The organism is Companilactobacillus baiquanensis, from assembly GCF_003946605.1.
GTDB classification, from domain to species: domain Bacteria; phylum Bacillota; class Bacilli; order Lactobacillales; family Lactobacillaceae; genus Companilactobacillus; species Companilactobacillus baiquanensis.
On the sequence record NZ_RHOQ01000008.1, the window covers coordinates 1 to 26,385 of the forward strand.

Here is a 26,385-nt window from a genome sequence, read left to right on the forward strand (position 1 = left end):
AATTGAGTAAGACCATGTCACAGCTTCCATATCATTACGGTGTAAAACTTAGAATTTTTCCATCCAATGCTCAAAAAAATTTGATCAAGCGTAACAGCGATGCTAGTCGTTTTATTTATAATGAAATGAATGGTATGAATACTGAATTATTTAAGCTTCGTCAGGTAAAAATACCAATAGCACTTGTACAAGAACGAATCAAAACACTCAAACAAAGATTAAAAAACCCTTCTCGAGGTATATCAAATACACTAATCGCAAAAAAATAAGCAGACCCAGAAATCTAATTTTGGATTTCTGGGTCTGCTTACCTTAATATTCGAAAGCTGAACATGTTTTATTCCACTCTCTTATTTCTTTGAATTTTAGAATTATTCTGAATCTGGTAAATCGTCATCCTCATTAACTTGCCAGTTTGATCTTATAAAATTAAATCCAGCAAGCACCGCTATCGCCAATGAAAGTATTAAGAAAATTCTCCCTACATAAAACATCGGATTAACAGTCATTTCAGTAATTGTTAATAACATTGATACTAATGTTAAAAGTGCTATACGCATTCTCATCATAAGCGGTTACCCCCATACTTTAAAAGTAAGGAAATTATATCAAGATACCGCCTAAAACGCACTACTTTTTTTACTTGGGAACTGCCATATAAATGCCTAGGAAAAACATCATCGTTCCTGTTGATAGCAGCAGGTAATATAATGATTCTTTCTTAGCTTTGAAAGATACTGTGGCAATGGCAATTCCAACAATAAACGTTAAGAATATTAATAATAAATACATTTTACCTACCTCCTTGTTATTGCTATCTAGTATAACTAAGTTACAATGAATAAGGTTTTTAATGGGAAAGATTTTCTTAAAATTTAAGATTTGAGAGCTAAATTAATAAAAATTTACATATTTGTCTTTTTCATTGAACAAATAATCTTTATACTAGTTAGAGGCACTTCTTTTATTAGGGGAAACGTAAATGGTAGTTTTAAAACGAGTATTTTCAGATAAGGTGCTGTGGATCGCTGGTATTGCAGCGATCCTCACCTCAATTTTCATCAGTCCACCGCGACTTATGGATATAAATTGGAAGACGATCGCATCTTTGCTTTCAATGATGATAATCATTCAAATATACGATTATCTAGACTTTTTAAAATATTATGCAGCTTACTTAACACATAAAGCTAAAACTACGCAGCAACTGATGTTCACTTTGGCATCACTGGCATTCTTCGGAGCTATGTTTTTAACAAATGATGTTACTATCTTAACTTTAGTACCATTGTTTTATGAGTTATCTAAACACATAAAAGTAAATCCGATCTATCCAGTCATAATCATAGCTATGGCGGCTAATCTGGGAAGTATCTTTACTCCTTTCGGTAATACGCATAACTTATTCCTATTGACTCACTACAATCTTGGAATCATGCAATTTTTCGTTATGTCGGCTCCGATAACTATCGTCAACTTTCTAGCAATTTTTGCTATAACTCGATTTTTTCCAAAAAATAAAGTTGAGTTAACGAAATTAACGGCGGTACAACTAAATATTCCTAGTTTGGCTTTGGCAGCCTTTGTTACAGTTATTATATTTTTAGGAATTTTTTCTGTTATTCCTATGTGGGGATCATTGGTCGCAGCTTTACTTCTAGTTATTTTTATAAATCCGAATATTTTAAAATCGGTTGATTATTCTATCGTCTTGATTTTTATGTGTTTCTTCATAGCCGTTGGAAATATCAACCGTGATCCGCAAATAGTTAGTCACTTGTCAGGTTTTATCCAAACAAGGACCAGTGCCTACCTAACTTCGATCGTTACTAGTCAGTTTATTAGTAACGTACCAACTACTATTTTAGTTTCTAAGTTTTCGACTTATGTTCATGCTATCTTCTTAGGTACTAATATTGGTGGTTTGGGAACTGTTGTTGCTTCATTAGCAAACTTACTAGCATTCAAACAATATAAATTCTTCTTTAAAAAGAATCCCGGCAAATATTTAATTGCTTTTTCAATTATTAACTTTACAATGTTAATAATCATCGGAACTATCGGTTATTTCATGATCGATTTATTTCAATAGACAAATCCGCATTGGATCATTCAATGCGGATTTTTTAATGCTATATTTTAATCAGAGGTGATGATATGAACTTACAAGAAATATCTGATAAGCTTGAAATTCAAGAATTAATTGATAATTTGTCGATCAGTTCAGACGAGTTAAATCCAGAAAAACAAGTAGCAGATTTTACCGATGATGCTACCTTTAGAGTTATCAATGAAGGTCAAAAAGTTGCTGAGATCACTGGTAAGGATGCTATATATAAGGCATTTTCTGATACCGGTATAACTTTTAAAAGCGTTTATCATCTAAATGGACAAAGTGTGATCAAATTAAGTGGCAACAGTGCTTCTAGTATTACTTACAATCAAGTTACATGGACAGGCATTCAAGATGACAAAGAAACGGGTATGATTCAAAATGCCAAGTATCTTTGTAAATTCAAAAAAATAAATGGTCTTTGGAAGATTCAAGAATTAGAAAATAATTTTATTTTGAATTTACCATTGAATAAATAGAACACGACAAAACAGGAGAGTGGGACAAAACATGTTCAGCTTTCGAGCATTAAGGCGAAAGGGTCCAGTAATCTGATTTTAGATTACTGGACCCTTTCGTTTTAAGCGGAAAAAGCTATGCTTTGTTCCACGTTTATGCTGCATATTTCGAGACAAAACTGTTTTGTCCCAGACTCCTGTTTCAATTCACTTTTATGCTCTTTGTCTTAAATTATAATTCTTCCATTTTCTAACTTGACGACTGTAATTAGTAAATGGTGAGATCGTATTGATCCTGATCCATTTTGCTACTGGCCACATTGCCTTAGTAGTGGCCCATTTTCTTTCGCCTGGTTTGAATAATTCATCTGAGGACATATGATCTACCCAACTGATCAACTCTTTAACGACTTTTTTAAGTTCTTCTTCCTCATTTTCCAAACCATCAGAACCATATTTAACGTTAAAGTCGTGGTATAACTCACGCATTTGATCCCACTTATATCCAGGTGTTGGAGTAGTAATTTCTCCGCCACCTTCTTCCATTTTTTCCCAAGAAAGAATCATATTAATCCACCCGACTTGATAAGAGAGCATTTCTCGTGGTGTCTTCTCAACTTGGTCGATTCTTTCATCGGCCACACCATCAGTAATACCCTGATATTCATCAATGAATTTATGATAACTCTCTTTTATTTGGTCAATTAATTCTGCTGAATTCTTATATCCCCGCATACCGTCGCTACCTTTCATTGATTTTGAGTCCTACTCGGGACTTCTCCAATATTTATTATAGACTTCAAAATGTCACAATTGTTATAAAAGAACTTATGAAAAATTTCACGATAGCATTTTGTAAACTATTTTTCTTCCTATATATGCTGCTGCAATGGGCCATAGCGACAAATAATCAATCAAAAAAAGGAATATACCAATTTTATTATTTTTGGTATATTCCTTTATTATAATTAATCGCCAAAGATTTCTTTTTTGAGTTTTAATGCTGTTGGAGTCGTTGCTAATCCACCTTCTGCTGTTTCTTTGAAGATACCTGGCATTTGTTGTCCAACCTTATGCATAGCCTCAACAACTTCATCAACTGGAATAACATTTTTAATTCCAGCTAATGCCATGTCAGCCGAGATCATGGCTTGAGATGATCCTAAAGCATTTCTTTTTACACAAGGAACCTCAACAAGTCCAGCAACTGGATCACAGATCAATCCCATCATATTTTGCAAAGTAATTGCTACAGCATAACCAGACTGTTCAGCAGTGCCTCCTTTAGCGTAAACTAAGGCCGCTGCAGCCATTGCGCTTGCCGACCCTACTTCTGCTTGGCATCCGCCTTCTGCGCCGGCAATAGACGAATTATTGGCAATTGCTAAACCAAAAGCTCCAGCTACAAATAAGAAATCAACTTGTTCTGCTCGAGTCATTTTAAGACGATCACGCATTGCCATCAAGACACCAGCTAAAACACCAGCACTACCAGCCGTCGGTGTTGCACAGATAAGTCCCATTTTGGCATTTACTTCATTAACGGCAATTGCATTTCTGACCGCTTCCAGAATCGGTTTACCACTTAAAAAATCGTCATCAGCTATATACTGATCGAGTCTCTTAGCATCCCCACCAGTTAGTCCAGTAACTGACTTAACACCGGCAATTCCTTGTTTAACTGATTTTTCCATGGCTTCAAAGTTGCATTCCATTAATGAACGAATTTTTTCTTTACTACGTCCAGTATTTTCCATCTCCACAGAAATCATTAAATCAGCTATTGAAGGATACTCATGACTTTGTTCAATTAAATCCTTAACTGTATAAAACATAATATATCCTCCTATTCAAAGAACGTAACGTTATCCATATTTTTTAGTGATTGCAATTCTTTTAATATCTCTTCATGATCTTTTCTATCATCAACTTCAATGATCATAATCGCTTTTTCACCTTTTGATTCACGTGTAACGGTCATAGTACCAATATTTATATCTCGATCTGAGAATACGTCCGTTACCTTGGCAATCATACCGGCAACATCTTGATGAATCGTTATATAAGTTGGTGTCCCCATACTCAATGAGATCTTAAATCCATTGATCTCAGAAATTTGAATATTTCCACCACCTATTGAAACCCCTGTAACAGTCAGTTTACGATCACCTTTAAACATTGTGATCTTAGTCGTATTTGGATGATCAACTTTGTCACTTTTAGGAACAAATGCTACTTTTATTCCTTTGTCATAAGCAATTTTTAAAGACTCAGACAGCCTTTCATCATCTGGAGCCATGCCTAATAAACCTCCGACAATAGCGACATCAGTCCCGTGGCCACGATAAGTTTTGGCGAATGATTCATACAGATCAATCGTTATTTTATCTGGTTCTTCACCAAAAATGCTGCGTACAACTTTGCCAATTCTGGCAGCCCCAGCTGTATGCGAACTACTAGGTCCAACCATGACCGGACCTATTATGTCAAAAACACTATTAAAACGTAAACTTTTCATAATTTACTCCCTTATTTCTGGCAAAATATTTTCCCCATATATATTTTTTGGCAAAAATAAAAGGGGCATATCCATCTACGGATATGGTTCCCCTCTATTTATAACGCTTATTTTAGTACAAATACACAGCTAAGTTAACAAAAACGCTCTGTTTTAATGCCATTGTCCACTAACAAATTGTAACTTGGATAATTCTGTTCCTTTTGTTACTAAACTTGCCATTAATTCTTTAGTTTTATCGTTATAATGCTTTACGATCTCTGCGTTTTGTTTTGTTAGATAATCTGTTAGCTCATCACCTGACATTGTGACAGCTTTCTTATCAACTTCATCGATCTTTCTATGTGCCCATTCTGACAATTCTTTTCTATAATCAATATCATCTTGAATGAATTCTTTATAATGTGATTCTACTAGCATTGCTAGTGATTCATACATCCAAAAGGCACTCTTCAAATCTAATTTCTCTGGAACATCTGTGTATGATGAATCCATATCATTAACATTTGCAAAGAATGGAACATATGGACAAAATGATGGAACACCTAGTGAAACCCACTCGATAGCTGCGGCACCATTTTTATCTGAATCACGTAATTGCAATACGTGTGATTGTGCTGTACGAGCTAGGGAAATTGAACGATAGATATGTTTATCTTTCTCACAGCCTGTACCTAGTGGGTCATATTTTGTTTCATTGTAATGTGATCCTAAAACAAATTGAATGTCTTCTGGTGTGATCTTGAATTCTGGTTTACGAATAAATTGCATATCTGATGATTCAGGATCTTGTTCAAGTGATGGATTAAAGTATTTTTGAGCATACCAAACTCTTGGTGTATTGTAATGACGATCAAATTCGGTATCAGTACCAAAAATACGACGGAAATTAAATCCTTCAAAATCTGGATTTAGATTATTGTCGTTAACAAAGTCTTGAATACCGTCAGCCCACATATAATTATCAGGATCATTGAAATCAATATTTTGAATTGAAGTTTGATTACCTGTAACAGCGTAACAGTCATCAGGAATACGAACCGCTACCCATTGATGTCCAGTAACAATTTCCATATACCAAACTTCATCTTTATCGTTGAATTGAACACCGTTACCTTCGGCAGATCCATATTTCTTAACTAGTTCACCTAAATAACGTACTCCATCTCGAGCTGAATCAATATATGGCAATACAAGTGTTGTCATTGAGTCTTCAGCTAAACCGTTTTTAATAAATGGATCTAGTGCTAAAACATGTTCATTCGCAAAAATACTTTCTGTGGCACTCTCACCAACATTTTTCTCGTTAAATCCGTTTTCCTCATTAGGACCAGCAGTTTGATCTGAGTTAGGCATAGAAATATATTTGTAACCGCTTTCTGGTAATGGAACGGTTAACTTATTATAAGGTGAAACATATGTCTCCTGACGACCCGAAACAGCAGGTTGAACAATCAGTCTTTTTCCTTCAATAGCAGCATGTCTATCTTCATTTCTGGAAATCAAAGTAGATCCATCCATGCTGGCCTTTTTGCCAACCAAAATCGACGTGCATGCAGATGCTTTCAAACGATCAATCATATCTTCTCTCCTCCAATTCAGTTTTCAAGTTAAGAGTAACAGAATATATGCAAAAATAAAATACGTTTTCTTTTAATATGTTAAGGCTTACAATTAATATGTGTCATAATTTTTTGAGGGAGTGTGATTAGATGTTCTTCATAGATACATCAAAGAATAAGAAGCCTGTTTACAATGCAATTGTTAATCAATCATTAGATAACTATTTGGTAAATGATCTTAAATTAAAAGGTCACGGTTTAATTATGTATATCAATAATCCTTCAGTTATTGTTGGTGTTAACCAAAACGCTTACGCTGAAGTAAATTTCCCATATCTAAAAGAGAAAAATATTCAACTTGTAAGACGTACTTCTGGTGGTGGCGCAGTCTATCACGATTATGGAAATATGATCTTTGAAAATATTATTATAGGTAATGATGATCATTTCGGTGATTATAATTACTTCGCCCAACCTATCATTGACGCTTTGCATGAAATGGGTGCAACTGGTGCTGAAATGCGTGGTAGAAATGATATCGTTATTGACGGTAAAAAGTTCTCAGGAATGACAATGTTTAAAGTCGGCGACTCATATGCTGCCGGTGGTACATTGATGTTTGATCTTGATATGGATACTGCCACAAAAGTTCTAACTCCAGAACAAGATAAACTTGAATCAAAAGGTGTTAAGTCAGTTAACAGCCGTATTACAAACATCAAACAATACTTAGATGAACCATTCAAGAGTATGGATGCCGATCACTTCAAGCTTGAATTATTAAAGCGCATTTTCAAAGTTGATGCAGTAGATGATATTGAAACTTACACTTTGACAGATCATGACTGGGAGATCATCGACTCACGTCTAGCTGACAAATATGATACTGACGAATGGAACTACGGTAAGAACCCTGGATTTACTAATTACGTATCAAAACACTTTGACATTGGTACAGTAGCCTTTAACTTCTCATTAAATGATAACAATGAAATTTCTGCTATTAAGATCTATGGTGACTTTATTACTGGTGGTAAACCTTCTGTACTTGAAGATGCTCTATTGAATACTAAGTTCGATAAAGAAAGTCTAATTGCAAGCCTTAATAAAGTAGATATTGCCGGTAATTTAGGTAAAATTGATGCCGAACCTTTAGTAGATTTATTGCTTTCTAAGTAAATATTTATGTTAGCAAATACATTCCCACTATTTTGATCTCCTATGCTAAAATACTTTCACAATAGTATCAATAAAGGAGATCATAATTTGAAAAAAATTGCAGTTTATTGCGGAGCAGCTAGTGGAAATGACAAAATTTACCAAAAGTCGGCTTTACAATTAGCCGATTGGTTAGTTGCTAACGATCTAGAGCTAGTTTACGGTGGCGGTAAAGTTGGACTAATGGGAATACTGGCAAGTGAAGTCAGACTACAAGGCGGCATTGTCCATGGAGTCATAACTCAAGAATTATACGACCGCAAAACTGCTTTTAAAGATTGTGATTTACAAATAGTTTCTGACATGTCCGTACGTAAGAAAACTATGCTGGATCTTTCCGATGGCTGTATCGCTTTGCCCGGTGGTCCTGGAACTTTAGAAGAAATAATAGAAGCCTTCTCCTGGGCACGTTTAGGTGATAACAGTAATCCTAGTGCGTTCTTCAATGTTGCTGGATACTATGATCCACTAAAAACTATGTTCGATCAAATGACTAATAAAGAATTTCTAAGCGTCGAAGATCGAGAAAAACTGCTCTTTTCCGACTCATTAGATAATATTTATCACTTCATGGAAAATTACATACCACCCAAGATAAGAACTTACGCTAAGTAAAAAAAACACCGATAATCTGATTTTTAGATTACCGGTGTTTTTTTCTATATACGATTATGGCACATTGAAACGCGTAGCATAAGGCAGAGACCTCCGCCTATCTACGAACATCGAACAATTGAAAGTACACAATTATTCGATGTTCTAGGATATGCTCAGTCTCTAACCGCCTTATGTTACGCTCTGAATAACTAATTGTTTCGATCATATGCCCAAACGGTCAATGGAGCAAAAACCACAACGATTCCAATTCCAAACACAAGCACCAACAAAGCCTCATGAGTCAGACTGCCAGTCGCCAGAATTTGTCTAATGGCTGTAATAACATAGGTTATCGGATTCATATATGCAATTACTTGCATCGTTTTTGAAAGAGTTTTTATTGGTATAAAAGCATTCGATAAGAATGATAATACTAACATTGTTACTAACGATAGACTTTCAACCGTAGTTGCATTTTTAGCTAATAATCCTACTAGAGCAAAGACCCAAGATAATGCCCAGCCAGAAAAAATAGCCAGTAATCCACTAACGACTACCCAACCAAATCCGGCAATTGGGCGCCATCCCATTAAATATCCAGTTGTTAAAGAAGTTATAGCGGCAATTACTAAGCGTAAAATATCAGCAAAAAGCTGTCCCGCTAAAGGTGCAATATGTGCCATTGGCAACGATTTAAATCTATCAAATACTCCAGAATCTAGGTCTTCTCTTATTTGAGATCCCGATCCAGAAGCTGCCGATAACATTGTTTGGATCAAGATTCCGGGAACGATCGTAGGTAAATAGTTCTTAACATTACCAGCAACTGCACCTCCAAATAAATATCCAAACATCAGCATAAACATAACTGGTTGAATGATAACGTCCATAAATCTATCAGGATTGTGGATCGTTTTTAGTAAATTTCGATAAGCCATTGTTGCTGTATTCATTATTAAATTGCCACGATGTGTTTGTACGTCCATAATTATTCCTCCAATTTAATTCTTGCCTACTGTTAATTTCATGAAGACATCATCTAAAGAAGGCTCTTGAACTGTTAGATTACTTATAGAAATTTTAGATTTTTTTAAATCCACTAATAACGGCGTTAATTGATCAATTTTGGCCAATTTGACGTTTATTTGCTGATTAGTTAAGTTAACCAATGTTCCAGTCTGTTCTTTTGCTAATTTAACCGCGGTATTTACTTGATCTAATTTATTTACGGTAAAGTTCAAATTAGTACCGCCAACTTGTTCTTTTAGTTCTGAAGGTGTCCCAATTTTGACTAGCTTTCCGTGATCGATAACTGCCACTCTATCTGCTAATTGATCTGCTTCATCAAGATATTGTGTCGTTAATACGACCGTTGATCCATTTGCTACCAAATTTCTGACCGTCTCCCACATCTGTGATCTAGTACGAGGATCCAATCCTGTAGTTGGTTCATCTAAAAAAATCAACTTTGGACGAGTGATTAAACTAACCGCTAAATCCAATCTGCGCCGCATTCCACCAGAAAAGTTTTTCAATGCCTTATCAGCCGAATCAACTAATGAAAATTCTTCTAACAATTCAACAGTTCGTTTCTTAGAATCTGTCCTTGATAATCCATTTAACCGTGAAAAAATCATCAAATTTTCTCGAGAAGAAATATCTTCATCAACTGAAGCATATTGTCCCGTCAAGCCAAACATTGATCGTGACAATCGCCCTTCTTTTCTAGTATCGTGACCGAAGATCTTAACACTGCCGCTATCTGCCTTAAGTAAAGTGGTCATCATTCGTAAAGTCGTTGTTTTGCCAGCACCATTAGGTCCTAGTAATCCAAAGACTTCACCTTTTTTGACATCAAATGAAACATTATTTACGACGATATTATTATTAAATGTTTTTGTTAAATTTCTAACTTCAACTGCATTACTTGTTTTCATTTTCTTACCTCGTTGCTTTAAAAATATTAATCAGGTTACCTGAACAAATACATTGTAAGGGTACCTGATTAACATTGCAAGAGTTTTATTCAGGATACCTGACTATCTTTTTTCAAATCAACCATTATAATGAATCTAGGAGGATACTCAAATGTCCAATTTACTTAAACAAAAAGCCGCTGCAGGTAAACTAATCGAATTTGGTATGGTTCGTCACACTGCGGACAATATAGCACAAAGAAATAATGATAAGAATGAACATCAATCTTTCTTTCAAGGGCAAGGTAAAATACTATTGGCCTTGTCACAAAATGATGGACTTTCACAAAAAGAATTAGCTACTAATCTTGATTTAACTGCACAATCAACTGCCGAATTTGTAAATAAACTAGTTAAGAAAAATCTTGTAACCAAAGAAAAATCCGACAAAGATCGTCGTATGACAGTCATTCATTTAACCGATTTAGGAAGGCAAAAAATCGACACTGAATCGTCAAAAATCCCTGATTTTTTGGAAGTGTTATCAGATGAAGAACTTGATCAACTTACTAATATACTGACTAAAATAAACAACAGCCTTTATGACGAAATAAATAATTCCGAACAGCCAACGTTATTTAAGAAGTCTCAACAAATTATTAAAGACCACTTCAGAGATTGGTTTTTGTAAAATTGCAAAAAAAAGAGGGCTGTGACGAAAGTCACACCCTCTTGCTGTATCACGATTTTTATTTATTGAAACGCGTACCATAAGGCAGAGACCTCCGCTTATCTACTAATATGCTCAGTCTCTAAACGCCTTATGTCACGCTCTATTCTTCTTATTCTAAAAGCTGAAACTGTCCTTTTAATTTCAAATTACGAATATACTTATCAAACTCAGCGATTATCAAGACGATAAACCCACCTACTATTGCTAATCCCCACTCCATCATGCCTAGAGAACCTGTGTAGAAAATTCCCTGCATAAATGGTACGTAAGTAAGGATAACTTGCAGTAATAGCATTAAGCCCACAAAATAAAAGGCTTTAGGATTGGAAAGGAAATTCTTTGAAAAAGCTGATTTTTGCGAACGAATGTTAAATAGGTAAAAGATCTTACCCATGATCAATACATTAATCATCGTTGTACTTGAAATCACGGCGCTCACACCATTTCCACGTAAGAAAGCGTCGATCACTAAACTGACGACTGCCATCAAAATGGAAACGTAAGTAACTTGGAATAAGTCATGTCGACTCATTAATTTAGCACCTGTTTTTCTAGGCGGGCGCTTCATTATTCCCGCTTCAGCAGGTTCAAAGGTTAAAGCAAATTGGATCGTTATTGCTGAAACCATATTGATCCATAACAATTGTGTCGGGTGAAGTGGAATCTCACTTTTAGTCAGAATGGCATATGCTATGATCAACCCTTCTGAAAAAGAGATTGGTAGAAGATACAGAATACTCTTCTTGATATTATCAAAGATACGTCTACCTTCTCTAATAGCTTTGGAAATTGTCGCGAAGTTGTCATCTGTCAAAATCATATCGGCAGAATCTTTGGCAACATCAGTTCCTTTGATTCCCATTGATACTCCGATATCAGCTTGTTTCAAGGCAGGAGCATCATTCACGCCGTCACCGGTCATTGCGGTAACTTTATTATTTTTTTGTAAAGCTTCAATTATTTCAATCTTATTTCCCGGAGTTGTTCTAGCGAAAACTTGATTCTCATCGGCTGCTTTAATACGTTCCTCATCCGACAATTTGTCCCATTCAGGACCCGTTATAGCGTTGATTTTATCAGCTAAGCCTAACTTTTCACCAATAGCTGATGCAGTAATCGGACTATCACCAGTAATCATTTTAACTTCAACACCAGCGGAGCGAATTTCTTTAAGCGCATCAATTACTTCTTCTCTTGGTGGATCTATGATGGCAGCAAGTCCTAAGAAGTTCAGTCCGTTATTTATGAGGTCATGCGTAATTGAAGTGGTCTCGTCCGAAACTTTCTTATAACCCACGGCAATTACTCGTTTTCCATCTTTAGAAAATTCTTTAACTCGATTTGACCAAGTATCTTGAGCAAAATTATCATCATTATTCTTGGCCATTTGAAATAGTTTATCAGGAGAACCTTTTACAAATAGATAATTTTGATCATCTTTTCTAACTAATCTAGCAATATATCTGAAATCAGAATCAAATGGTAAGATATCTATTTTCTGATAATTAGAATCCTCACCGTGTGGAAATACCTTATGATAAAGCGATAAAAAAGCTCCATCCGTTGGTTCTCCGGCAATATTCCATTTACCATTATCATTGTTTAAATGCGTATCATTAGCTTGATAACCTGACTCTAAAAATAGTTGCATCTTTTCATCTATTTCAACTGGTTGTTCATTTTTAACAATATCTCCAACTGGCTCATAACCTATACCAGTTACTTGAAAATTCTCATCCCCAATAACAATATCTGTTACTGTCATCTCATTTTTGGTTAAAGTACCTGTTTTATCAGTCGCTATAACGTCGACTGAACCTAAAGTTTCTACAGCTGGTAGTGTCTTAATGATAGTATTTTGGTTCTTAGCCATATCATTTACACCCTTAGCCAAAATTACTGAAGTAGTCGCTGGTAATCCTTCTGGGATCGTACCAACCACCATTGAAACTATTGCCATTGATAGAACTGAAATAGAATAAACATTGAATAACAATCCAATAAAGAATGTCACGATCGCTGCAGCAACGATAAAGTACGATACACTACTACCTAATTTATCGATCACTTGCATCAATGGTGTTTTACGCTTCTTAACCGAACTTACTTCGGCAGATATTTTACCGATCTCAGTCTTCTCTGCTGTTGCCACAACTGATCCTAAACCACTACCTTTAGTAACCGCCGTTGAAGCAAATGCCATATTGACTTGATCAGCAAGTGCTACTTCTTTTGAGATAACATCAGAAATTTTTTCTACCGAATTAGTTTCGCCAGTTAATGAAGATTCCTGAATCCTCAAATTATCTGAATTGATTATTCTAAGATCCGCTGGTACGTTATCTCCAGCTTCTAAAAAGACTGTATCCCCTGGAACTAATTCTTCAGCCGAAATTTCTTTTCTCTGGCCGTCTCGATATACCGTGGCATTGATCGAAAGCATCTCTTTGATACGTTCTAAGGCATTAGAAGCACTGGCTTCTTGAAAATATCCAATTAGAGAATTAATAATTACAACCAGACCAATTATGATTGAATCTGAATAATGCCCTAACACTAAAGTAATTATTGCGGCAATTATCAAAACATAAATTACCATATTGTTAAATTGTCTAAGGAACATTTTCCATTTGGGAGTTTTTTCCGACTCAAGTTTGTTGGGTCCAAATTCTTCTAAACGCTTGTTAGCCTCTTTAGTTGAAAGACCTTGCTCAAAATCTTGAATATTATTTTGTTTTGTTAATTCTTGTAAATCTATTTGATAGTTTTTTCTGTCCATCTAAGACCTCGCTTTCATATAAAGTGGGATCATAAAGCTATCCGTGTATATAAACGATAACAAATATTTTTATTCAAGTAAAGTCATATGATTATAATCACTAAAAACTAATATATAAAAATGCATGAAATAAGGCAGAGACCTAAGCTTGGCCTCTGCCTTATTTCACGCTCTAAAGATGTTTCAACAATTCATAAGAAATTTTAATCCCGTCATAAAAAGCTTTTTCAGTAATATTTTCGTTTGGTGCATGATTACGCTGATCAAAGTTAGCATAAGGAATTGTAAATACCGGTACTTTTAAAATATCCGACCAGACATAGTTAGGAACGGTCCCGGGCATTGTCGGTTCGATAAGACCTGATCCAGTCGCGGCTTTAATTGATTCAACGAGTGATTCAATATGTGTATCACTAGAGATCGTCTTACATGGTGGAACTTGAACTAGATATTTAACCTTTATATCACCATTATCAATCTCGTTTTGCAGCAAATTATTGATTCCAATTTGAATCTCCTGAATATTTTGTTTGCCGACTAATCTTGTTTCTACTTTCATAATTGCTTCATGAGGAATGATCGACTTCATCCCCTTAGCAGTATATCCAGCATTGATCCCGGAAATATTAAAAGTAGGTCGGAACATTAATTTTTGATAATATTCCAATCCAGTATCTGGCAACCCTTTAACACCAGTTTGTTCAGAAATTGATTTTTTATCATAAGGCAATTGTTTCATCCAGTTGATTTCAGTTTTACTTGGATCTTCCACTCCATCGTAAAAGCCTGGGATCAAAACTTTATCGCTTTCAAAGTCATATATTTTTTGTAATAATTCCATCAAAATTACGACTGGATTTTTCATAATATTGCCTAAATTGCCAGAATGATTATATTGTGTACCTGTTTTAGCAGTAATTTGAAATCCTAGAGCACCGCGGTTACCAAGTCTTAAGACGTGTTGTCCTGATTGATTAAAAGATCCATCGACGACAATTGCTAAATCAACATCTTTTAATTTATTATCAGCTAATTTCTTAACCGTAAATGGCAAATTTTTACTACCTTGTTCTTCTTCACCCTCAATTAAAAACTTAATATTAAATGGAAAGCCGCCATTCAATTGTTTATAGACATATAGTCCTAATATTTGAGCCAGTAACTGACCCTTATTATCACCTGCTCCACGTCCATAAAAACGATGGTTCTTTTTTGTCAATGTAAACGGATCTGTATCCCAGTCAGCTTCAATTCCTGGCGTCATAACGTCGTAATGGCCATAAAACAAAACTGTACGATCACTTTGACCTTCGATCTCGGCCAAAATGGTAGGTGATCCTGCAGTTTGAATTACTTCTACATGAGCTCCCAAATCCTTTAATTTTTCTTGTAATAATACAATCGTTTCGTTGATACCTTCGCCTGTGGCACTGACACCTTTAAGTCCAATCAATTTTTTAAATAAATTTTCAAACTCAGGCTTATTGTCTTTAATGAAACTATCTCTTGAAACCAAATGATCTCCTCCTTCTCAACCTAATATTAGTATCATTGTAGACCTTTTTAATAACAGTGAACTAGTCAAAAAAGTATCAAGCTTTCTATTTGTATTTAACTAATAAAGATGAAATAGTATAGGAAATCGTATAGATTCAACTACCTTGTATTATTTAGTAATTATATTATAATAAACTATTAAGCTTAAACTTCGAGGTATTTTATGAAAATTTTTAAACGTTTTATGATTGTTATAGGCATAGTAATAGTCATCTTAGCAATCGTCTTTGGGATTTATATTTATCAAAATAAGGAAGCCTTAAAATCTGTCGATACTAATAAAAATAGTGTTTCTAAAAAGGTTGATCAGGGAAAACCAATTTCTGTTTTACTTTTAGGTGCCGATACTGGGGCAGATGGTCGAATCGATCGTGGTAATTCAGATACTATGATGCTGCTTTCTTTAAACCCTAAAACACACAAAACTATCATTTACTCCATTCCTAGAGACGCCTTGGCAGTAATGGTAGGAGATAAAACAAAAAATATGCAGAAAATAAACGCCGCCTACAATATTGGCAAGTCAAATATGGCAAAAAATACCGTCAGCGATTTATTAAATGTTCCTGTTGATTACAGTGTTGCGATCAATATGGGGGCTCTTAAAAAAACTGTGAACTTTGTCGGAGGTGTCACTGTTAAATCAGATTTAGCAGTCAGTTACGATGGCATTACCGTTCCTAAAGGTACTCACCATATCAATGGTAAAGAAGCTTTGACATATGTCAGAATGCGTTATGAAGATCCACTTGGCGACTACGGAAGACAAATCAGACAGCAACAAGTTTTAAAAGCTGTTGCAAAAAAAATAGCTCAACCAAAATATTTGGTTAAACTACCTAAATTAATTAAAGAATTGGGTCCAGATATAAGTACCGATTTTACTGATAAACAATTAGAAGAATTGCCCATGAAATACAATAGCAGTGGTAAAAAGATCAAATCGTATCAATTACAAGGCCAGTCAGCTTGGATAAATGGTAGTTCTTATCAAATTTTACCGACAAAAGTATTACAAGATGGATCAGACAAATTACGGAAAAACCTTGGGTTGGATACTGAAACTATTTCAAATACTGAAACAAAATTGAATAAATTGAATGCTGATTTCTTCAATGATCCAGATAATACTGATTACAATACTAACGGATTAGATAAGACTTATTATACTAATTCTACTTACTAAAATATGCAGCTTAAACGTGCAGTTAAACATAGCTTTTTCCGCTTAAAACAAATAAGGAGATGTGACTTTCGTCACATCTCCTTATTTGCCTTAATGCTCGAAAGCTGAACATGTTTAACTGCACTCTCTCACAAATTACATATACTGTTCCAAAGCTTTACGGAACTTAGGTTCTGGTTGATAACCAACCATTCTGCCAACTACTTCACCGTCTTTTTTAACGATAAATGTAGGAATACCTTGAATGCCAAAGTTATTAGGTGTCTTAGGATTCTTATCAACGTTCATTGATGTGAATTTGATCTTATCACCTAATTGATCATTTGCAGATAACTTTTCCAAAATTGGATTCATCATCTTACATGGAGGACACCAGTCAGCGTTGAAATCGGTAATTACTAAACCAGTGCTTGTCTCATCATTAAAAGTCTTGTCAGAAATTTCTTTAATATTACTCATTTGCAAGTCTCCCCTTTTTACCATCTTACTTATATAAGTAATATACCCCCTAGGGTAATTTTTAGCAATTATTTTGATTCTCCTTTAAAAAGGACCTATCAGCATATAATTTGATGTACGATACCCGTCTGGGTATAATATCTATGTTATTAATTTTAAAAGGAGGCCGATATGTCTCAACCAACTGAAGAACTAGCCAGTAAAAAAATAACTAGTCAGATCAAACGCTCCCGCGGACAATTAGATGGTATTTTAAGAATGATGGACGATGGGCGACCTTGTGATGAAGTTTTAGTTCAATTATCGGCTGTAAAATCCGGAGTTGATAAAGCTATGAAACAAGTTATAGCTCAAAATATTCGTAAAAACGTTAACTGCGTTAATGAACAACAGCTGACCGATCTACAAACATCACTAGAACTATTGCTCAAAACTAAATAAAATAATTTAAAATCGAGTATCCGCAAAAACTTTTGAAATAAGTTTTTAGCAGATATTCGATTTTTTAGTTAAATATTTTTACCGATCAATATCTTAGAATCAACGGTAATTTTCGTCACAGTGGACCAGTCTACTTTAGATTTATCTACATTGAAAAGTAATGGAGTCATATTGATAAAGGCCGTCCTCTCGTCTTCAGAAACTGAATATGTCTTTGTGGCATTGATCTCATCGACAACTTGAAAATGTTCTTCAAAATAACTTAATACCTTCTGATTAGAGTAACTTTCACTTCTAAGATACTCGCTTGCTTGTTGTCTCAATTCAGTTAAATGTTTTTCTCCAGGAATAACTTTTATTAAATAGCCATTATTCTTTAAAATACGGTGAAATTCATGATAATTAGCTGGAGAGAAAATATCTAAAATACTATCAACACTATTATCTTTTATCGGCAAGTTTGCTAAATCCCCGACAAACCATTTAACAGAATTATTCGCATCATTTCTAGCTGCCTGTTGGACAGAATCTTTAGAGATATCAAACGCCAATACAGTCTTATCCAGTTGAGTTTGAATTTCACGAGAATAATAACCTTCACCACAACCAGCATCCAGTATAGTTTCAATTGATAAATTTTTAATGATCTCGATTATTTTATTTAAAATATGATCATATAAACCATCTTTTAAAATCAAGCCACGATTCTCAAAGTTAGCTTTATCGTAATTTTTTTGCTGCTTCATATTCAAAAGAAAGTTGACGTAACCTTGTTTAGCAATATCAAAATTATGTCCATTAGAACAAACCAAACTCGTATTTTCTAAACTTAATTTTTCATTACAAATTGGGCAAACAAAAAAATCATTACTATCCTTAAATCTAATTAATTTTTCTTTATTCATTGAGTTACCTGAATTCTTATATAGTAACTTAATTTTATCATAGCTAAACTTTTAAATTACAACATCAATCCAACTGAATAGTGAATGATCATAGTAATAATACCAACAATAACATTTCTGATAATAGCAGTTTTAACTAATCCATCACCTAATTTAGCACTTAAAAATCCTGTCAAAGCAACTGATAACGTAACCGCTAAAATAGTTCCTGGCCACTGCATTGATACTGGCAAGAAAGTCATCGCAACTAGTGGGAAAATACCACCTGAAGATGCTGCAACTAGTGAAGAAAAGGCTGCATCCCACGGATTCATATAATGACCTAGATCCAAATCATATTTAACTTTAACAACTGTTCCTAGAGCATCTTTTTTCATCAATTCTTTGGCAATATCTAATGAAGTTTCCTTAGAAACCCCTCTATCAACATAATAATTTGCCACAACGTTTAGTTCAGATTGAAAATCTGATTTGATCAATTCACGTTCTTTTTCAATAGCTGCTTTTTCTGTATCCTTTTGGGAGCTAACTGATGCGTATTCGCCAGAAGCCATTGAAAAAGCACATGCAATAAGATCAGATAGGCCAGCGATAAAGATCGTAAAATGGTTTGTTGTTGCAACGGCAACTGAAAATAGTACCCCAACAACAGTAAGGATACCGTCATTTGATCCTAAAACTCCAGCACGTAATGTATTGGAGCGCTCTGCCATTGTTTTCTTACTCTTTTTTTGCTTAGGAAAGTTTACTGCCTTCATCATTCTTGTCACTCCTTTAATGTGCGAACAATGTACCTATCAAATAGGTTACAAACATCGTTAATAATCCTGAAACCACGTTTCTAAAGACTGCCTTTAACTTATTAGCATTGCCCAGATATGCGGCTGTGTATCCAGTAATGACCAATGCGATAACAACAGCAATGACTGTCGCAAACACACGTATATTAGCAGGAAATAACGTAATCGAAACTAACGGTAAAATCGATCCGGTCGGAAATGAAATCATCGAAGCAATAGCGGCAGCGATCGCACTTGTTTCTTCCTTAGGATTGAATCCAAAACGTTCACGTACAGCAACATCTAACGGATCGTCACCCATCATTTCTTTGGTAGCTTTTAGAGCAAGCGCTTCTGAAATTCCTGTTTTTTGATATTTATTTTTGATGAATTCAAATTCTCCATCATAATTACCATCTAAGGCAGCGGATTCTTTTTCGATAGCACGCTTCTCACTATCACGTTGAGTACTAACTGAAACCCATTCCCCCATCGCCATAGAGATAGTACCAGCTAGCATCCCTGCAATACCGGCTAGAAAAATTGCATAGTTGTTACTACCAGCACCAGCAACACCAATAACAATACCAGCAACTGAAATGATGCCGTCATTTGCCCCCATAACACTGGCACGCATGACATTTATTTTTTCAGCTAAACTTCTCGTCTTTTTAGCTTTTTGCATTTTTGCTCACTCCTTGTTTGAAATCATTTCTAAGTTGGAATGATTCTCATCTAGTAACGAGTACATGATAAATCAATTTTAGTTGAAAGTAAACATTTATGAATATATTCCTAAATTTATTCCAATAAGAATCAATAATTGATATTTTTATTAGATAGGTATTATAATTAACTTGTAATGATTCCAAACTAGAAAGGAAGATTGCTTATGACTAATAGCTCTGTCATGGAGGATACTTTAAAAGTTCTAAAGGATCACAAACTTCGTGTCACTCCACAGCGTCACATCATTTTGGCTTATCTTGCCAGCCATCATAACCATCCAACAGTTGAAACCATTCGTGATGCTCTAAGCAAAGAACTTCCGAATATGGGTTCCTCAACGATATATAACACTTTGAATACTTTCGTCGATCACCGTTTAGTAGTTGAATTGCAAAACGGCGATGGTAGTACTCACTATGATTACTTTGGCACACCGCACTATCATGCCATTTGTACTAACTGTGGTAAAATCGTCGATGTCACTTACCCTGGTTTTGATAAAGACGAAAAAGCCCTCGAAGAAAAAACAGCTGATATTTCAGGATATATGATTTCTGGAAACCACATGGAAGTTTATGGATTATGTCCTGAATGCCAAGTAAAACTTGGTATAAAGCAAAAAAAATAAAGCCGAGGGAAATTATCCCTCAGCTTTATTTTTTTAGATACATTGATTAAACTCCCAATAGTTTAATGGCCTTATTGTTACACCTGATTAATTTTTTATCAAAAGATAACCATCAAAATTACAATTTAAATATATCGAGTTGTCTTTTTATTATCATGAATTACAATTTAAATAATAAACAAATTAATTAAATAGAGGGATCATTATGTCAAAGTGGCACATTTTAAGTTTAGTCTGGATCGTGATATTTGCCATCGGAACAGTTGTTATTTTTATTAACGCAATTCCCAAATCAAACGATCAAGCAACATTGAAATTAGGTAGTTTAGTAGTTTGGATTGGAATATTCATTCTAATCGCTATTGTTCAAACCGTAGCTTACACTGTTTACAACCTATTGTTGAATAATAAGACACCGCACTAGTGAGCATTCCAACCTGCTACAAAACCACCAATAAAATCATAAAACGAAGGCCATAACAACAATGTTAACCAGATTATTCCAAACAACATTGTCCATTTGTTAATGGCCTTTTCTAATGCTCTCCAATCGATACTAAACATTAAACAAATAAAACTAGCCATTAAAGGAAGAAATAAAACATTCTCCAAAGTTGATTGAGAAATTGAATAAACATTATTGGAAAATACAAACGCAACGATTGCTAAAACGATACTTGTAATGGTAATTATGTATGCCTTATTGATTTTTGTACTGTGTTCAAATTGATCCATAAGTTCCACATCTCCTTTGATTAATTCATCCAGAGAGATTTCAAATAGTTCACTGATCGCAACGACGTTAGCAAAACTAGGTAGAGAAGTTCCATTTTCCCATTTTGAAATTGATTGTCTTGAAATATGAAGTTTCTTTGCCAAAGTTTCCTGTGACATTCCATGTTCTTTACGCTGTCTTTGTAACTGTTCACCTATTTGCATAATTCTCTCCTTTTAATAATTAAAGTTTACGTGAAATCGCCTTAAAAAGGATAGCACCTTGTGGTTGCATTGGGCAATGTAACGTAATAATTGCTAAAAAAGTTTATGATTGAGAAATTTTTCACGAAAACTAAACCGTTTTTGATGAAAACGTTTACAACTGTATTTTCTTGGTATAAAGTTAGTCTATTAACTTTTTATCAAGCAATTTGGAGGGAATTACAATGACAAAGATTTTGGTTAATACAGCTGTATTTGAAAAAGATGTAAAGAACGGATCATCACAATTAGATATGATCAAAAAAATCACTGACCTAGGTATTGATGGTGTGGAAGTTCGTGGCGAATTCTTTGGTGAGGATCGTGACCAAGAATTGACTGCCTTAAAAGATTTAGCTCAATCAAAGAACTGGCTCTTATACTTTTCAATCCCCGAACAACTCTTTGTAGAAAACAAGATCAATGAAAACTTAACTTCTTACCTTGACCTTGCCAAAAAATATTCAATTGGATCATTAAAAATCAGTCTAGGCGAAATAGATACTCTAAACGATGAATTAGTAGCTGAATTGAAAAATACTTTAGCACCCTACGACGTTCAACTAACTATTGAAAACGAACAAAATGAACATGGCCATATGGATCATGTCTTAGAGATCAACAAAGAAATCAAACAAGCTGGATTACCAATCGGATACACATTTGATGCCGGTAACTGGTACTGGATCAATGAAGATCCTGAAAAAGCTATGGATAAATTAAGCAGTTATGTGACGATCCTTCATCTAAAGAATATTCAAAATAAAGGTACTGTTCTTTTAGATAAAGGTGCTACAAACTGGAAGAATTTGATCAACGCCGTTACACCAGATATTCCTGTTGCAATCGAATATCCAATGACACTAGAAGAATTAAAGAGTGAATTCAAACTTGTTCAAGACGCAATCGAACAAAGCGTATAAGAAAATCGGGTATCAGTAGAAAACTTTTATAATTTTCTGCTAGTACCCGATTTTTCTTTAAAATTCATTCGTTATAACGGTCTTAATTCTTCGACCAATTCATGAACATTTCAGCTGTTTCTGGAGATTCATGGTTCATGAACAATGATTTCTTTGTATCTAGTGCCAAAATATTCTTCATATCTTCGTCGCTTAACTCAAAATCATACAAATCTAAGTTCTGTTGCATACGTTCTTTATGAACAGATTTTGGAATAATAACAACATTGCGCTGTGTTAAATATTTCAAAGCTACTTGCGCAGCAGATTTATTATATTTTTTACCAATTTCTGTCAAAACTGAATTGGTGAACAAATCATTTCTACCTTCAGCAAATGGGCCCCAAGACTCAATTTGAACATTATATTTTTCCATGTATTTTTGAGCTTCAACTTGTTGATTGAATACATGCGTTTCCACTTGATCAATAGCTGGAACTACATCTGTATTAGAAACAAGGTCGATCAGTCGATCAGGATAAAAGTTTGATACACCGATGGCACGAATTTTACCCTCTTTGTATAGATCCTCTAAATCGCGATAAGCTGAATAGTAATCAGCAAATGGTTGATGCAACAATACTAAATCTAAATAATCCACACCTAATTTTTTCATTGATTCTTCAACTGATGCTTTAGCATTACTATAATTTGAAATCCATACTTTTGTTGTTAAGAAAATGTCCTTACGGGCTATGTTACTTTCTTTAAGAGCAGCACCAACTGCTTCTTCATTATCGTAGGCTTGTGCTGTATCAATTGCTCGATAGCCAGAATCAAGAGCATCTAATACGGCTTGTTTACATTCATTAAAATCAGAAACTTGATATACACCAAATCCTTCAATTGGCATTTCCACGCCATTATTTAATTTAACTGTTGGAATATTCATTAAACATCCTCCTATATTATCTTTCAATTAGATAAGGCTTAAGTAATTGTGGCAATTGAATATCACAGAAACGACCAGTCCACTCACTTGGTACAAATTCAGAATCAGTCATACACCAAACAGAAACCATTCCATATAATTCAGTTCCTAAAATATTGGCAATTACGTCTACCGGTGTATTTTTAGCCAATTCATGCTGATCTATTCCGTCTCTTAAGATTTTTTCAATTGCAGCAATGTCAGTGTCCCATTTATAGAACTTACTTTCCGATAATTTAGGAACGACAACGTAACTCAACCATTGGCGAGCTAATTCAATTCCTTGATCTTCAATTATTTTCATAAAATTAATGAAATAATATCGTAAACGTTCGTTGATGTTGCCTTCTTCATACCGCAAAGTAGAATCTTCTAATTGAACGAAAGATTGTAATCCTAAAAGTAAGATAATATCTTCTTTCTTTTTGAAATAATGATAAAAAGTTCCTTTAGCGACTCCGCTGGCTTTAGTAATGTCTTCAACAGAAAGGTCAGAAAAATTTTTAGTTTTTATTAATCTCAATGTTGTTTGTTTTATTTTTTCCTTTGTTGCCTCAGCCTGTTCTTGTCGTTTATTCATAGGATCATTCCTTTCAAAAAATATAATAATATCTTATTGACTTAAAGTCAATGACTACTGGTCAACTAAATGAATAAAAAACAGACATAGCAATCAAGGATTACTGTGTCTGTTTTAAACACTTTTTTATAAGAATGCTGTCATAACGCTACCTACAACAATTAATACTAATCCTGATAGCGTAAATTTAAGCTCTCTAGATGTTTTCGACTCATGTAAAATCAATAGGCCACCTAGTGTAGCAACAACAACGTTTAATTGTGTAATAACAAAGGCTGAAGCAACACCTGCAGCTTGGGCCGCAAAGATATATGCTAATGAAGAAATACCAAAATCAAGTCCAATTAGGCCGTTGAGCCAGCTTTCTTTTTGTACAAAGCTCTTACCTTTTGTCATAACTAAGTTATAAATAACTGCACCAACAAAAATTCCTAACATTTCAGGGAAGAATAAATGCAGACCTGATGCTGATACGGCCTTTGGTAAAGCACTATATGCCCAATAACCAACAGTTGTTGGAACTAAAACGGCTAGCCCTTTTGTTAGTGATCCCTTTGCGGAATTACCAGCTTTCTTATCTGTTATAGCCGTAAATGTAACACCAAGAACAACTAAAATAATTGCTAATAAACCAACTAACTTAGAAACCGTTCCACTCCATTCGCCAAAGATTATAACTCCGATCAATGAAGTTCCGACAACTTGTAAACCAGTTGTTATCGGCATTGTTCTTGTAACGCCGATTTGGGTAAAGGAAATATATTGTCCAACTTGACCTAATGACCAAAGGAATCCGGCCCCAAAACTGATCCAAAAATTAATTCCTGTGACACTTCCATACATTAAATAAATAAATAAACCTATAATTACAGAACCAAATCCTGTACCAAAAATTTGGTTTGATGGGCTTCCTCCAACTTTACTGGCAATAAGAGGTTGAATACCCCATCCAATAGCTGGAATAAGCGCTAACAAGACACCCAAAAAATCACTCTTTTCTTCAAAAATTTCAAATTACGTAACTAATCTATTACGGTTTCTAGTTGTCTAGACCAAAGAATTATATACTTTGTTTTGAATAACTACAACCATGAATACATGATATACATCATAACACTGAAATTTTTGGAAGTGGTTTAACATGTCTTATAGATTATCTCTTCATAGCCGAGGCGCTATCCTTTTTCATAACGTCACGAATTTCTTGTTCGCTAACGAGATTTAAATCTCCACCAATAGTTAATTTCAAAACACTGGCAGCTATCGCATAGTTAACTTGTTCTTGCCCTTTATAATCATTCAAAAATCCATGCATCAATCCGGCACCAAAAGCATCCCCGCCAGCAACTCCTTCATATACATGAACCTTATAAACAGGACTTTCAAAGAATTTTCCATCTCTAAGCAACAAAGCTGACCATTGGCTATCTTCAACTGAATAAATATTTCTTAAAACACTAGCCACTGTATGACAATTAGGATAACGATTATAGACTTGTCTCATAGCATTTTTAAAGCTATCTTTTTGTTCAATACCACGACTCATATCGCCATCGAAACTTTTAATACCTAAACTAGCTTCAAAGTCTTCATCATGTACTAAACAAATATTTACAAATGGCATAACTTTTTTGCTAAATTCTTGAGCTTCTTGTGGCGTCCACATCTTGCCACGATAGTTCATATCACAAGCAATTTGAATATTATGATCTTTACAATATTGACAAGCACTCAAAACAGCATTTTGGAGTTCTTCAGAAATTGCCGGAGTAATACCTGAAAAATAGAAATAATCTATGCCCTCAAAAATTTTCTCCCAATCATATTCGTTTGCTTTAGAAACCGCTAAAGAACTACCAGCACGATCATAGACAACTGATGTTCCACGTACACTAGCACCTTTTTCAAAGAAATAAATACCTAATCTAGGTCCGCCACGTAAAATATGACTAGTATTGACCCCATATTTTCTCAATGTTCCTAGTGCCGTGTCGCCTAATGAATTTTCTGGAAACTTAGTTAGATAAGATGCAGAGTCTCCTTGAAGTGCTAAAGATACAGCAACATTAGCTTCTGCACCTCCATAAGATGCCTCAAACGCATTAGATTGAACGATTCTATTATTGGCTGATGGTTTTAAGCGCAACATCATCTCACCAAATGTAAGTACATTTTTCATTTTTATATCCTTTCTTATACATAAACTAAAAGTATCATTTGGTAATATTATAAAACCTATTTACCAATCAATGGAAGCCTTTTCTTTACTAATAAGCTTTTTTACTTTGTAAACCGTAAGTATTACAGTTTACAAATTTTAACTAATCATTTAATGTAGATAGTATTATTTAATAAG

The 26,385-nt window shown here is 34.5% G+C and carries 29 protein-coding genes and 1 pseudogene; 11 read left to right on the forward strand and 19 right to left on the reverse strand.

From position 1 onward, the window contains the following. Positions 1–14: 14 nt before the first annotated feature. Positions 15–218: pseudogene (locus tag EKM77_RS09515) on the forward strand (helix-turn-helix domain-containing protein); the annotation flags it as partial. 153 nt (positions 219–371) lie between these two features. On the opposite strand, the gene EKM77_RS09520 reads toward EKM77_RS09515, so the two are convergent. Next, positions 372–569 carry a hypothetical protein gene (locus EKM77_RS09520; protein WP_125593831.1) on the reverse strand — a complete coding sequence of 66 codons (198 nt, stop codon included), beginning with the start codon at positions 567–569 and terminating at the stop codon, positions 372–374. Between the two features lie 70 nt (positions 570–639). Next, the gene (locus tag EKM77_RS10975) at positions 640–792 is read right to left on the reverse strand and encodes a hypothetical protein (RefSeq protein WP_164507764.1); all 153 of its coding nucleotides are present in this window, start codon (positions 790–792) and stop codon (positions 640–642) included. Between the two features lie 190 nt (positions 793–982). Here EKM77_RS10975 and EKM77_RS09525 point away from each other — a divergent pair, with 190 nt between their 5' ends. Both EKM77_RS09525 and EKM77_RS09530 read left to right on the forward strand, forming a co-directional pair. Continuing rightward, on the forward strand, positions 983–2,092 hold the full coding sequence (locus EKM77_RS09525) for an SLC13 family permease (protein ID WP_125593832.1): 1,110 nt from the start codon (positions 983–985) through the stop codon (positions 2,090–2,092). Positions 2,093–2,157: 65 nt separating this feature from the next. Next, complete coding sequence (locus tag EKM77_RS09530) at positions 2,158–2,592, forward strand: nuclear transport factor 2 family protein (RefSeq protein WP_125593833.1); 435 nt, start codon at positions 2,158–2,160, stop codon at positions 2,590–2,592. Positions 2,593–2,784: 192 nt separating this feature from the next. Here the strand turns inward: EKM77_RS09530 and EKM77_RS09535 are convergent, their stop codons facing one another. From EKM77_RS09535 to EKM77_RS09550, 4 genes are all read right to left on the reverse strand, one after another. Then, positions 2,785–3,324, reverse strand: coding sequence for a ClbS/DfsB family four-helix bundle protein (locus EKM77_RS09535; protein ID WP_125593834.1), 540 nt, complete (start codon positions 3,322–3,324; stop codon positions 2,785–2,787). Positions 3,325–3,539: 215 nt separating this feature from the next. Continuing rightward, positions 3,540–4,406 carry an L-serine ammonia-lyase, iron-sulfur-dependent, subunit alpha gene (gene sdaAA / locus EKM77_RS09540; RefSeq protein ID WP_125593835.1) on the reverse strand — a complete coding sequence of 289 codons (867 nt, stop codon included), beginning with the start codon at positions 4,404–4,406 and terminating at the stop codon, positions 3,540–3,542. A gap of 11 nt (positions 4,407–4,417) precedes the next feature. Beyond that, the gene (gene sdaAB, locus EKM77_RS09545) at positions 4,418–5,089 is read right to left on the reverse strand and encodes an L-serine ammonia-lyase, iron-sulfur-dependent subunit beta (RefSeq protein WP_125593836.1); all 672 of its coding nucleotides are present in this window, start codon (positions 5,087–5,089) and stop codon (positions 4,418–4,420) included. A gap of 153 nt (positions 5,090–5,242) precedes the next feature. Next, positions 5,243–6,670, reverse strand: coding sequence for a C69 family dipeptidase (locus EKM77_RS09550; RefSeq protein ID WP_125593837.1), 1,428 nt, complete (start codon positions 6,668–6,670; stop codon positions 5,243–5,245). A 131-nt stretch (positions 6,671–6,801) separates the two neighbouring features. Here EKM77_RS09550 and EKM77_RS09555 point away from each other — a divergent pair, with 131 nt between their 5' ends. Continuing rightward, positions 6,802–7,830, forward strand: a complete 1,029-nt coding sequence (locus EKM77_RS09555) for a lipoate--protein ligase (RefSeq protein WP_125593838.1) — start codon at positions 6,802–6,804, stop codon at positions 7,828–7,830. A gap of 87 nt (positions 7,831–7,917) precedes the next feature. Further along, the gene (locus tag EKM77_RS09560) at positions 7,918–8,484 is read left to right on the forward strand and encodes an LOG family protein (RefSeq protein WP_125593839.1); all 567 of its coding nucleotides are present in this window, start codon (positions 7,918–7,920) and stop codon (positions 8,482–8,484) included. 191 nt (positions 8,485–8,675) lie between these two features. Here the strand turns inward: EKM77_RS09560 and EKM77_RS09565 are convergent, their stop codons facing one another. Beyond that, entirely contained in the window at positions 8,676–9,452 is a 777-nt protein-coding gene (locus EKM77_RS09565) for an ABC transporter permease (protein WP_125593840.1), read from the reverse strand. Between the two features lie 15 nt (positions 9,453–9,467). Continuing rightward, a complete protein-coding gene (locus tag EKM77_RS09570; protein ID WP_125593841.1) occupies positions 9,468–10,403 on the reverse strand; it encodes an ATP-binding cassette domain-containing protein in 936 nt (311 codons plus the stop codon). A 151-nt stretch (positions 10,404–10,554) separates the two neighbouring features. Here EKM77_RS09570 and EKM77_RS09575 point away from each other — a divergent pair, with 151 nt between their 5' ends. Next, complete coding sequence (locus tag EKM77_RS09575; protein ID WP_125593842.1) at positions 10,555–11,073, forward strand: MarR family winged helix-turn-helix transcriptional regulator; 519 nt, start codon at positions 10,555–10,557, stop codon at positions 11,071–11,073. A 151-nt stretch (positions 11,074–11,224) separates the two neighbouring features. Here EKM77_RS09575 and EKM77_RS09580 read toward each other — a convergent pair whose 3' ends face one another. Then, positions 11,225–13,894 carry an HAD-IC family P-type ATPase gene (locus EKM77_RS09580; RefSeq protein ID WP_125593843.1) on the reverse strand — a complete coding sequence of 890 codons (2,670 nt, stop codon included), beginning with the start codon at positions 13,892–13,894 and terminating at the stop codon, positions 11,225–11,227. A 172-nt stretch (positions 13,895–14,066) separates the two neighbouring features. Continuing rightward, positions 14,067–15,410, reverse strand: coding sequence for a M20/M25/M40 family metallo-hydrolase (locus EKM77_RS09585; protein WP_125593844.1), 1,344 nt, complete (start codon positions 15,408–15,410; stop codon positions 14,067–14,069). A 204-nt stretch (positions 15,411–15,614) separates the two neighbouring features. Here EKM77_RS09585 and EKM77_RS09590 point away from each other — a divergent pair, with 204 nt between their 5' ends. Continuing rightward, on the forward strand, positions 15,615–16,637 hold the full coding sequence (locus EKM77_RS09590; protein WP_125593845.1) for an LCP family protein: 1,023 nt from the start codon (positions 15,615–15,617) through the stop codon (positions 16,635–16,637). Between the two features lie 135 nt (positions 16,638–16,772). Here EKM77_RS09590 and EKM77_RS09595 read toward each other — a convergent pair whose 3' ends face one another. Beyond that, a complete protein-coding gene (locus EKM77_RS09595) occupies positions 16,773–17,096 on the reverse strand; it encodes a thioredoxin family protein (RefSeq protein ID WP_125593846.1) in 324 nt (107 codons plus the stop codon). Between the two features lie 171 nt (positions 17,097–17,267). Here EKM77_RS09595 and EKM77_RS09600 point away from each other — a divergent pair, with 171 nt between their 5' ends. Continuing rightward, positions 17,268–17,537, forward strand: coding sequence for a metal-sensing transcriptional repressor (locus EKM77_RS09600; RefSeq protein WP_125593847.1), 270 nt, complete (start codon positions 17,268–17,270; stop codon positions 17,535–17,537). Between the two features lie 68 nt (positions 17,538–17,605). Here the strand turns inward: EKM77_RS09600 and EKM77_RS09605 are convergent, their stop codons facing one another. Genes EKM77_RS09605 through EKM77_RS09615 form a run of 3 tightly spaced genes read right to left on the reverse strand, consistent with a single transcriptional unit; the run spans position 17,606 to position 19,906 of the window. Further along, complete coding sequence (locus tag EKM77_RS09605; protein WP_125593848.1) at positions 17,606–18,442, reverse strand: putative RNA methyltransferase; 837 nt, start codon at positions 18,440–18,442, stop codon at positions 17,606–17,608. Positions 18,443–18,498: 56 nt separating this feature from the next. Beyond that, complete coding sequence (locus tag EKM77_RS09610; protein WP_377728779.1) at positions 18,499–19,203, reverse strand: VIT1/CCC1 transporter family protein; 705 nt, start codon at positions 19,201–19,203, stop codon at positions 18,499–18,501. 13 nt (positions 19,204–19,216) lie between these two features. Next, entirely contained in the window at positions 19,217–19,906 is a 690-nt protein-coding gene (locus tag EKM77_RS09615) for a VIT1/CCC1 transporter family protein (protein ID WP_125593849.1), read from the reverse strand. Between the two features lie 207 nt (positions 19,907–20,113). Between EKM77_RS09615 and EKM77_RS09620 the strand changes: the two genes are divergently transcribed. Next, positions 20,114–20,578, forward strand: a complete 465-nt coding sequence (locus tag EKM77_RS09620; RefSeq protein WP_125593850.1) for a Fur family transcriptional regulator — start codon at positions 20,114–20,116, stop codon at positions 20,576–20,578. A 205-nt stretch (positions 20,579–20,783) separates the two neighbouring features. After that, the gene (locus tag EKM77_RS09625; RefSeq protein ID WP_125593851.1) at positions 20,784–21,002 is read left to right on the forward strand and encodes a DUF3923 family protein; all 219 of its coding nucleotides are present in this window, start codon (positions 20,784–20,786) and stop codon (positions 21,000–21,002) included. On the opposite strand, the gene EKM77_RS09630 is transcribed toward EKM77_RS09625, so the two are convergent. Continuing rightward, entirely contained in the window at positions 20,999–21,517 is a 519-nt protein-coding gene (locus tag EKM77_RS09630) for a helix-turn-helix domain-containing protein (protein WP_125593852.1), read from the reverse strand. The genes EKM77_RS09625 and EKM77_RS09630 overlap by 4 nt on opposite strands. A gap of 224 nt (positions 21,518–21,741) precedes the next feature. Between EKM77_RS09630 and EKM77_RS09635 the strand changes: the two genes are divergently transcribed. Continuing rightward, entirely contained in the window at positions 21,742–22,479 is a 738-nt protein-coding gene (locus EKM77_RS09635) for a sugar phosphate isomerase/epimerase family protein (RefSeq protein ID WP_125593853.1), read from the forward strand. A gap of 82 nt (positions 22,480–22,561) precedes the next feature. Here EKM77_RS09635 and EKM77_RS09640 read toward each other — a convergent pair whose 3' ends face one another. From EKM77_RS09640 to EKM77_RS09655, 4 genes are all read right to left on the reverse strand, one after another. Next, positions 22,562–23,404, reverse strand: coding sequence for an aldo/keto reductase (locus tag EKM77_RS09640; RefSeq protein WP_125593901.1), 843 nt, complete (start codon positions 23,402–23,404; stop codon positions 22,562–22,564). Between the two features lie 22 nt (positions 23,405–23,426). Then, entirely contained in the window at positions 23,427–24,029 is a 603-nt protein-coding gene (locus EKM77_RS09645) for a TetR/AcrR family transcriptional regulator (protein ID WP_125593854.1), read from the reverse strand. 126 nt (positions 24,030–24,155) lie between these two features. Further along, positions 24,156–25,013 (reverse strand): GRP family sugar transporter, encoded by an 858-nt coding sequence (locus tag EKM77_RS09650; protein ID WP_125593855.1) that lies wholly within the window; start codon positions 25,011–25,013, stop codon positions 24,156–24,158. Between the two features lie 169 nt (positions 25,014–25,182). Further along, the gene (locus EKM77_RS09655) at positions 25,183–26,208 is read right to left on the reverse strand and encodes a sugar kinase (RefSeq protein ID WP_125593856.1); all 1,026 of its coding nucleotides are present in this window, start codon (positions 26,206–26,208) and stop codon (positions 25,183–25,185) included. Positions 26,209–26,385: the final 177 nt, after the last annotated feature.

What these genes read in the sequence shown, in the direction of transcription:
- EKM77_RS09520 (WP_125593831.1), bottom strand. Translation starts at nt 569, where the DNA reads ATGATGAGAATGCGTATAGCACTTTTAACATTAGTATCAATGTTATTA.
- EKM77_RS10975 (WP_164507764.1), bottom strand. Translation starts at nt 792, where the DNA reads ATGTATTTATTATTAATATTCTTAACGTTTATTGTTGGAATTGCCATT.
- EKM77_RS09525 (WP_125593832.1), top strand. Translation starts at nt 983, where the DNA reads ATGGTAGTTTTAAAACGAGTATTTTCAGATAAGGTGCTGTGGATCGCT.
- EKM77_RS09530 (WP_125593833.1), top strand. Translation starts at nt 2,158, where the DNA reads ATGAACTTACAAGAAATATCTGATAAGCTTGAAATTCAAGAATTAATT.
- EKM77_RS09535 (WP_125593834.1), bottom strand. Translation starts at nt 3,324, where the DNA reads ATGAAAGGTAGCGACGGTATGCGGGGATATAAGAATTCAGCAGAATTA.
- sdaAA (WP_125593835.1), bottom strand. Translation starts at nt 4,406, where the DNA reads ATGTTTTATACAGTTAAGGATTTAATTGAACAAAGTCATGAGTATCCT.
- sdaAB (WP_125593836.1), bottom strand. Translation starts at nt 5,089, where the DNA reads ATGAAAAGTTTACGTTTTAATAGTGTTTTTGACATAATAGGTCCGGTC.
- EKM77_RS09550 (WP_125593837.1), bottom strand. Translation starts at nt 6,670, where the DNA reads ATGATTGATCGTTTGAAAGCATCTGCATGCACGTCGATTTTGGTTGGC.
- EKM77_RS09555 (WP_125593838.1), top strand. Translation starts at nt 6,802, where the DNA reads ATGTTCTTCATAGATACATCAAAGAATAAGAAGCCTGTTTACAATGCA.
- EKM77_RS09565 (WP_125593840.1), bottom strand. Translation starts at nt 9,452, where the DNA reads ATGGACGTACAAACACATCGTGGCAATTTAATAATGAATACAGCAACA.
- EKM77_RS09570 (WP_125593841.1), bottom strand. Translation starts at nt 10,403, where the DNA reads ATGAAAACAAGTAATGCAGTTGAAGTTAGAAATTTAACAAAAACATTT.
- EKM77_RS09575 (WP_125593842.1), top strand. Translation starts at nt 10,555, where the DNA reads ATGTCCAATTTACTTAAACAAAAAGCCGCTGCAGGTAAACTAATCGAA.
- EKM77_RS09580 (WP_125593843.1), bottom strand. Translation starts at nt 13,894, where the DNA reads ATGGACAGAAAAAACTATCAAATAGATTTACAAGAATTAACAAAACAA.
- EKM77_RS09590 (WP_125593845.1), top strand. Translation starts at nt 15,615, where the DNA reads ATGAAAATTTTTAAACGTTTTATGATTGTTATAGGCATAGTAATAGTC.
- EKM77_RS09595 (WP_125593846.1), bottom strand. Translation starts at nt 17,096, where the DNA reads ATGAGTAATATTAAAGAAATTTCTGACAAGACTTTTAATGATGAGACA.
- EKM77_RS09600 (WP_125593847.1), top strand. Translation starts at nt 17,268, where the DNA reads ATGTCTCAACCAACTGAAGAACTAGCCAGTAAAAAAATAACTAGTCAG.
- EKM77_RS09605 (WP_125593848.1), bottom strand. Translation starts at nt 18,442, where the DNA reads ATGAATAAAGAAAAATTAATTAGATTTAAGGATAGTAATGATTTTTTT.
- EKM77_RS09610 (WP_377728779.1), bottom strand. Translation starts at nt 19,203, where the DNA reads ATGATGAAGGCAGTAAACTTTCCTAAGCAAAAAAAGAGTAAGAAAACA.
- EKM77_RS09615 (WP_125593849.1), bottom strand. Translation starts at nt 19,906, where the DNA reads ATGCAAAAAGCTAAAAAGACGAGAAGTTTAGCTGAAAAAATAAATGTC.
- EKM77_RS09620 (WP_125593850.1), top strand. Translation starts at nt 20,114, where the DNA reads ATGACTAATAGCTCTGTCATGGAGGATACTTTAAAAGTTCTAAAGGAT.
- EKM77_RS09625 (WP_125593851.1), top strand. Translation starts at nt 20,784, where the DNA reads ATGTCAAAGTGGCACATTTTAAGTTTAGTCTGGATCGTGATATTTGCC.
- EKM77_RS09630 (WP_125593852.1), bottom strand. Translation starts at nt 21,517, where the DNA reads ATGCAAATAGGTGAACAGTTACAAAGACAGCGTAAAGAACATGGAATG.
- EKM77_RS09635 (WP_125593853.1), top strand. Translation starts at nt 21,742, where the DNA reads ATGACAAAGATTTTGGTTAATACAGCTGTATTTGAAAAAGATGTAAAG.
- EKM77_RS09645 (WP_125593854.1), bottom strand. Translation starts at nt 24,029, where the DNA reads ATGAATAAACGACAAGAACAGGCTGAGGCAACAAAGGAAAAAATAAAA.
- EKM77_RS09655 (WP_125593856.1), bottom strand. Translation starts at nt 26,208, where the DNA reads ATGAAAAATGTACTTACATTTGGTGAGATGATGTTGCGCTTAAAACCA.